At 38.4% G+C, this 6,815-nt stretch carries 9 protein-coding genes (1 of these 9 running past the window's edge); all 9 read right to left on the bottom strand.

Annotated features, from left to right (window positions below; genetic code table 11):
- Positions 1 to 866 carry the 5' portion of a tRNA dihydrouridine synthase DusB gene (dusB, locus tag MHH66_RS00425; protein WP_063219511.1) on the bottom strand. The gene continues 133 nt to the left of window position 1, outside the view, so only the first 866 of its 999 coding nucleotides appear in the window; it begins with the start codon at positions 864 to 866; its stop codon lies beyond the left edge, outside the window.
- Between the two features lie 23 nt (positions 867 to 889).
- Positions 890 to 1,093 (bottom strand): helix-turn-helix domain-containing protein, encoded by a 204-nt coding sequence (locus MHH66_RS00420; protein ID WP_002009706.1) that lies wholly within the window; start codon positions 1,091 to 1,093, stop codon positions 890 to 892.
- Positions 1,045 to 1,560, bottom strand: a complete 516-nt coding sequence (folK, locus tag MHH66_RS00415) for a 2-amino-4-hydroxy-6-hydroxymethyldihydropteridine diphosphokinase (protein ID WP_002138868.1) — start codon at positions 1,558 to 1,560, stop codon at positions 1,045 to 1,047. The genes MHH66_RS00420 and folK overlap by 49 nt, the downstream gene beginning before the upstream one ends.
- Positions 1,557 to 1,919 carry a dihydroneopterin aldolase gene (gene folB / locus MHH66_RS00410; protein ID WP_078185801.1) on the bottom strand — a complete coding sequence of 121 codons (363 nt, stop codon included), beginning with the start codon at positions 1,917 to 1,919 and terminating at the stop codon, positions 1,557 to 1,559. The genes folK and folB overlap by 4 nt, the downstream gene beginning before the upstream one ends.
- On the bottom strand, positions 1,920 to 2,780 hold the full coding sequence (gene folP, locus MHH66_RS00405; RefSeq protein WP_002091558.1) for a dihydropteroate synthase: 861 nt from the start codon (positions 2,778 to 2,780) through the stop codon (positions 1,920 to 1,922). It abuts the gene before it with no gap.
- A complete protein-coding gene (pabC, locus tag MHH66_RS00400) occupies positions 2,755 to 3,627 on the bottom strand; it encodes an aminodeoxychorismate lyase (RefSeq protein WP_078185802.1) in 873 nt (290 codons plus the stop codon). Before pabC ends, folP begins: the two co-directional genes overlap by 26 nt.
- Positions 3,621 to 4,208 (bottom strand): aminodeoxychorismate/anthranilate synthase component II, encoded by a 588-nt coding sequence (gene pabA / locus MHH66_RS00395; RefSeq protein WP_078185803.1) that lies wholly within the window; start codon positions 4,206 to 4,208, stop codon positions 3,621 to 3,623. The genes pabC and pabA overlap by 7 nt, the downstream gene beginning before the upstream one ends.
- 5 nt (positions 4,209 to 4,213) lie before the next feature.
- Positions 4,214 to 5,611 carry an anthranilate synthase component I gene (gene trpE, locus MHH66_RS00390; protein ID WP_078185804.1) on the bottom strand — a complete coding sequence of 466 codons (1,398 nt, stop codon included), beginning with the start codon at positions 5,609 to 5,611 and terminating at the stop codon, positions 4,214 to 4,216.
- 223 nt (positions 5,612 to 5,834) lie between these two features.
- Positions 5,835 to 6,758, bottom strand: a complete 924-nt coding sequence (gene cysK, locus MHH66_RS00385; protein ID WP_002130221.1) for a cysteine synthase A — start codon at positions 6,756 to 6,758, stop codon at positions 5,835 to 5,837.
- Between the last annotated feature and the right edge of the window lie 57 nt (positions 6,759 to 6,815).

Below are 6,815 nucleotides of genomic sequence, written 5' to 3'. Positions count from 1 at the left end.
AAATACCAAGCTGCATGCTTTCTCATCTCTCTTACGGCAACATTTTCGTTCTTTAAATCGATAAGACGATCTAGATGCAACATACATACATCAATTTTCTCACGCACTGTTGGTTCCGGCATTAACTCACCTGTCTCTAAATACTTTACCGTACGATAAATCATCCACGGATCTCCAAGAGCAGCGCGACCAATCATAACACCATCTACACCAATTTCATCAAGCATACGCTTTGCATCTTGTGGTGTTTCGACATCACCATTTCCGATAACCGGAATATTCACAGCCTGCTTTACTTGTTTAATAATATTCCAATCCGCTTTACCTTCATACATTTGCACTCGTGTACGCCCATGGACCGCTATCGCTTGTCCACCAGCACGCTCAACAGCTCTAGCATTTTCTATTGCGAAAATATGTTCTTCATCCCAACCAATACGCATTTTAACTGTAACTGGCTTTTCAACAGCATCTACAACCGCCGCTACCATCTCATATATTTTATTTGGGTCTAAAAGCCACTTTGCTCCCGCATCACACTTAGTGATTTTCGGTACTGGGCACCCCATATTAATATCAATAATGTCTGCTGTCGTATATTTATCTACGTATTTCGCAGCATCTACAAGAGTTTCTTTCTCTCCACCAAAAATTTGTAAACTTAATGGCTTTTCTCTCTCATCGATATATAGCATATCTAATGTTCTTTTGTTATTAAGTAATATTGCCTTATCACTTACCATTTCAGCACAAACTAAACCTGCACCAAATTCTTTTACCGTCAAACGGAATGCAGAGTTACACACTCCCGCCATCGGTGCTAGTACAACTGGATTTTTCATCTCAATATTTGCAATCTTTAACACCCGACTTACTCCTTCCTTTACGGTCACTTTGGCATCAATTCGTCTATTGAAACGTTTAATGTTTTAGCGACTTCTACTACAAAATCTTGGGAAGGTGATCTATTGCCCCTCTCAACTTCACCTAAAACCGATACAGATACCCCTAATTCTTTCGCAAAACCTTCTTGCGTATAGCCTTTTAGCTTTCGAAAAGCACGAATGCGTCTTCCCCATTTTTCTGCTTCCATACCGTTACTCCCTCTCGCCTTTTCATTTCTTCTACTTGTGAACGTGAAATATCTTGTTTTATATCTTGATTGATTTCTAACAACGGAACGATAACAAAAGCTCTTTCGAACATCCGCGGATGCGGAACAATCAGATTCTCTGCTTCAATATTTTCTTGATTATATAGTAAAATGTCAAGGTCGATGGTCCTCGGGCCCCATCTAATTTCCCTTTTTCTTCCTAGGTCATTCTCTACCCTTTGTGTTACTTTCAATAATTCTTGCGGTGATAAATTGGTAGAAATTTTTATAACTAAATTTAAAAAGCAATTTTGGTCAGTATAGCCAACCGGATCAGTTTCATATACAGACGAAACATCATCAACTTGGATATGCTGGTTTTTATTTAAAAACTGAATTGCTTCAGTTAAATAAGTATAACGCTCCCCAATATTGGAACCTAATGCAATGTACGCTATATTATTCATGGACGCTCTCTCGTAATTTCTACCGCTACAGCACGATAATGTCCTGGTATCGGCGGATCCGGTTTAATTACCTTAATTGTACACCGTGAAATACTCTCATATTGTTTCAATATATCTATAGCGATATTTTCAGCGATACTCTCTACAAGCTTATACGTTCTATCTTCAACAACTTTTCTACACAGCTCAAAAAGTTCCCCGTAATTGACAGAATGCTCTAAGTCGTCACTTTCTCCTGCGCGTTTTAAATCCAACTCCACCGTTAAATCTACTTTAAATCTTTGACCTAATTTATTCTCTTCTGGGAATACACCATGATAACCGTAAAACTCCATATCATGGATATAAATTTTATCCAATTACTTTACCCCCTTACCAATCATCGCGTCCATCATCTTAGCCATACGCGCCATTTCTTTCACATCATGAACACGGATAAACTCACAGCCCTTTTCAATACCAAGACAAACGGTAGCTCCCGTTCCTTCAAGACGTTCCTCCACTGGTAAATCTAACACATGGCCAATAAAGGACTTTCTTGAAGTACCTAAGAGAACTGGGTAACCCAGTACATTTAACTGTTCTAAATTGCGCATCGCTTCTAAATTTTGCTCAGGTGTTTTCGCAAAACCGATACCTGGGTCTAAAATAATATTCTCATCTCGCACACCAGCATCTTTAGCAATTTTAATACTTTCATACAAATCAGCAATCATATCGGCCATTAAATTGCGGTAATTCATATTATCTCGGTTATGCATTAAGATAATGGGCACATCATAATAGGCTGCAACTTCAGCAATCCTCGGTTCCGCCTTCGCTCCCCAAATATCATTAATAATATGAGCACCAGCTTCAATCGCTTGTTTCGCAACCTCAGCTTTATACGTATCAATAGAAATAGGTAGCTTTACTTCTTTTGACACCGCCTGAATCATAGGAACAACTCGCTTTATTTCCTCTTCTACTGAAACTTTAGCGAAACCCGGGCGGGTAGATTCGCCGCCAATATCAATAATATGGGCACCTTCACTTTTCATTTCTTTCGCATGTCGCACCGCAGCATCTACTTCATTGTAACTCCCACCATCAGAAAATGAATCTGGCGTTACATTTAAAATCCCCATAATTAATGTCTTTTCATTTAAGTTCAATGTATATTCGCCGCAGCGCAAATCATAATCCCACTTCAAACTACACATCTCCTCTTCGCAATTCATTTCTGCTCCACAATTTCTCTCTCTGCACTCCATAAAGATCCATAAGTCTTTTTGTAACCACTCCCACTTTACCCGGGAAATCTTTCTCCTCTATACGATAAAGGGGGACAATCTCTTGAATAGAGTTCGTTACGAACACTTCATCCGCTGAAAGCAATTCATCTTTTGTAAAGAAACCTTCCTTTACTTCTATATCTAGCTCTTCAGCAGCCTTTATAATAAACGCACGAGTGATTCCGTTTAAAATCCCTGTTTCTAATGAAGGAGTATATAAAATATCTCCTTTAACAAAAAAGAGATTCGAAACAATACCCTCTGCAACATAACCTGTTTCGGTAAGAAAAATACCTTCCTTATTCACAACATTTCCAATTTCGCGTTTCCCTAAAATATTATTTAAATAATGATGGGACTTCAAGCGAAATGCACCCTCTGGTGTATTTCTCACTTGCTTTAAAACAACTCCTTCTTTTTCCACTACATTCCCTGGAGCTGCTAAAGGTTTTATAAAAACAATAACAGATGGTTCTTCATATACTTCCGTTTGTAATCCTATTTCATCTATACCCGCCGATACATTTAAGCGCACGTATGCATGCTTTAACCCATTCTTAACAAGTAGATTCTTTAAAATAAGCATCACTTCATCTTTTGTCATTGTCCATTTGATTTGCAACATATCGAGCGCATCCATTAAGCGTTCATAATGATCATCCAATAAAAAGAGATGACCATTATAAATACGAAATGTCTCAAAAACCCCAAGTCCATATAGGTAACCGTGGTCATAAGGAGAAATTTTCGCTTCACTCGCTTCTACATACGCGCCATTTACGTAAATTAACACGATGTCACACTTGGGCTATATTTGCGAATGAAATTCTGTAGCAATTCTTTCCCGTGAGAAGTCATAATAGATTCCGGATGGAATTGTACCCCTTCAATCGGCAACGTTTTATGACGAAGCGCCATAATTTCACCTTCTTCAGTCCAAGATGTTATCTCTAAACAATTCGGTAACGTCTCTTTTTTAACGATAAGAGAGTGATAACGTGTCGCGGTAAATGGATTTGGGATATCAGAAAAAATCGTCTGCCCATCATGATGCATTAAAGATGTTTTTCCATGCATCAAACGCTCTGCCCTGACAACATCCCCTCCAAATACTTGTGCAATTGATTGATGTCCAAGACAGACCCCAAAAATCGGAAGCTTACCTGCAAAATATTTAATAACATCCATACTGATCCCCGCCTCATTAGGACTACATGGACCTGGCGAAATCATTAAAAAATCCGGTTTCATATTCTCAATATCCGAAGTAGTCACTTCATCATTACGCCTAACAACAAGCTCTTGTCCAAGTTCTCCAAGAAACTGCACTAAATTAAATGTAAAAGAATCATAATTATCAATCATTAATATCATTTCTCTCACCTAACCGTTTCTTCGCTACTTTCTTTTGCACGCCATAAAGCGATTGCTTTTTTTAACGACTCTTTATATTCATTTTTTGGATTTGAATCAATTACAATACCCGCTCCAGCTTGCACATGCGCTCGTCCATCTTTAGCAAGTAGTGTTCGGATTACAATATTCAATTCCGTATCTCCAGAATAACCAATCCAACCAATTGACCCTGTATAAATTCCTCGGCGAACAGGTTCTAATTCTTCAATAATTTCCATCGTACGTATTTTCGGGGCACCGGTAATTGTCCCACCAGGAAATACAGCCTTCACCAAATCGAAAGCATCTTTATCTGCTTCCACCTCACCACGCACATTAGAAACAATATGCATAACGTGTGAGTATTTTTCAATTACCATAAATTCATCTACTTCAACAGTGCCATATTTACAAACCCGGCCCAAGTCATTTCGTTCTAAATCCACAAGCATTACATGCTCTGCTCTTTCCTTTTCATTTTCAATTAATTCTTTCGCTAATTCTTCATCCTCTTGCTCACTTGCTCCTCGAGAGCGCGTACCAGCAATCGGTCTTGTACTCACTTCTTTTCCTTGCTTTTTAATTAGCAATTCAGGCGAAGCACTAACAATTTGAAAATCTCCAAACTCCAAGTAACCCATATATGGAGATGGATTAATTTCACGAAGACTTGTATATATTTCTAGTGGATGTGTTTGTAATGTTCTTTCTTGTCTTGTCGACAAGTTTACTTGAAACACATCACCCGCTCCAATATATTCTTGAATACGTTCAACGGCCTTCATAAAGCCCTCTTCCGTAAAAGCGACTGCTTCATTTTTCTTTTCAGGAGATTCAAACGGCATAGTCACTTCGGGGGCTTCTTTCATCCAAAGACCCTTCCATTCATTTAATCGTTCTTCTGCCTCTTCACACTCATCTACATAATGCGTAATAATCCATAATACTCTCTCCTGTTGATCATACACAAACACGTCATCAAATAACAAAAAGAATATGTCAGGTATATTAATATCATCCTTCGCAAGAGAAGAAAGTTTTTCAATATAACGGATACAATCATAACTAAAGTATCCAATTGCCCCACCCTGAAAAGGTGGGTACTCCGGATTATAATCCGTTTTCCATTTCTCCATATACGCTTGCATTAAATCTAACGGATTCCCTCGCTTTATTGTTTCCTTACCACTTTCACTTATATGTAACGTCTCATTCTTACCCTGAATTACCGCTACTGGCTCCAGCCCAACAATATTATAACGACCACCACGTCCACTTTCTAACAAAATATGTTGCGGCTTATCCTGAGAAAGAAATTTATATTGCTTAAAGAAATCTAACTGATATGGAATAGAAAGCGCTAAAGATTTTCTTCGTTGCATATCAACACCCCGTCTTCTGTTATCCCACCCTCTTAAGCCAATCAACTCAAACCACATAAAATTATTTATATAGAGAATGATTATACTTGAGGGCTAGTGAAAATAAATTAATTATACTACTTCTTATTTTACATGAAGTTTTCTAGTCATTCACTCTTTTCCTTTTTCCAATCAAAAAAGAAAAAGCATCCTTTTTTAAGGATGCTTTTCAAATCACATTCACTTAGGACTCAAATTGATAAAGTGGTGTACTTAAATAACGTTCACCGTTACTTGGGATAATAACAAGTACCTTTTTCCCTTTACCCAATTTCTTCGCAACTTCTGTCGCTGCATAAACGACTGCTCCCGAAGAGATACCAACTAAAATACCTTCTTCTTTAGCCACTCTTCTCGCATATTCGAACGCTTGCTCCGTTTTCACTTGAATAATTTCATCATATACCTCTACATCCAATGTCTCCGGAACAAACCCCGCTCCAATTCCTTGGATCTTATGTGGTCCTGGCTTTCCACCAGATAATACTGGTGAATCCGCAGGTTCTACCGCGTAAATTTTGATATCTTTATAAGCTTCTTTCAGCACTTCACCGGCACCTGTAATTGTTCCACCTGTACCAATACCTGCGATAAACGCATCTAATTGATCCCCCATCTGTTCAACAATTTCTGGACCTGTTGTTATACGATGGATTTCTGGATTCGCTTGATTTTGGAACTGTTGCGGTATAAAGTACCCATGTTCTTCTGCTAATTCAGTTGCCTTTCGAATTGCTCCACCCATTCCTTCAGGTCCTGGAGTCAATACTAATTCAGCACCGTAAGCGCGTAATAAATTACGACGCTCAATACTCATTGTTTCTGGCATTACTAAAATTGCCTTATATCCTTTAGCAGCTGCTACCATCGCTAAGCCAATACCTGTGTTACCACTTGTCGGCTCAATGATTGTATCGCCCTCTTTTAATAATCCTTTATTTTCAGCATCTTCAATCATAGCTAACGCGATACGATCTTTAACACTGCTCCCCGGATTCATAAATTCTAATTTTAAGTATACATCTGCGCTGTCTGATTCTACGATGCGGTTCAACTTAACGATCGGCGTTTTCCCGATTAATTCTGAAACTGATTGTGCCACTCGCATTCCTGTCACTCCTAACACCGAGTATTTTTATTGGTTTTATCTATATTTAGATTTTGT

The sequence above is a fragment of the Bacillus sp. FSL H8-0492 genome, assembly GCF_038006145.1.
Classification (GTDB): domain Bacteria; phylum Bacillota; class Bacilli; order Bacillales; family Bacillaceae_G; genus Bacillus_A; species Bacillus_A mycoides.
The sequence above is the reverse complement of the archived record's forward strand: the minus strand, read 5'-3'. Positions and strand labels throughout refer to the sequence as shown.